We start from the raw sequence: 350 nt of genomic DNA on the forward strand, positions 1-350 counted from the left end.
GGCTGCTGCCACTGCGTGATGCCCGGGTCGGCCCGCGGCGGCACCGCGGCCTCGCGGTGCGCTTCGAAGGCGCGGCGGTAGCCCTCCGGCGGCGTCCGGCGCTCCACGGGTACGGCGGGTGCGGTCGGCTGCGGAGCCGGTTCGACGGTCACTGCGGCAGGACCGGCCCTCAGGGGTGCGGGCGCCAGGACGTGCAGGGCGCTCACGTTCGCGCCGGACGCCATGGCGTTGGCCGCAGCGATCAGCTTCGGCGCGCTCCATCGCAGCTGCGTGCCGCAGGCTGGGGCGTCCGGGACGATGTCCAGGCGGCCAGTGTCCGCGTCGAACGCCACGGCCTGGACCCGCCCGGC

At 77.1% G+C, this 350-nt stretch carries 1 pseudogene; it reads right to left on the minus strand.

The window, feature by feature from the left end:
- A pseudogene (locus tag V9U70_RS00110) lies at window positions 1-350 on the minus strand (DciA family protein); the annotation flags it as partial.

The organism is Streptomyces pratensis, assembly GCF_037137275.1.
Taxonomy (GTDB): Bacteria; Actinomycetota; Actinomycetes; order Streptomycetales; family Streptomycetaceae; genus Streptomyces; species Streptomyces pratensis_B.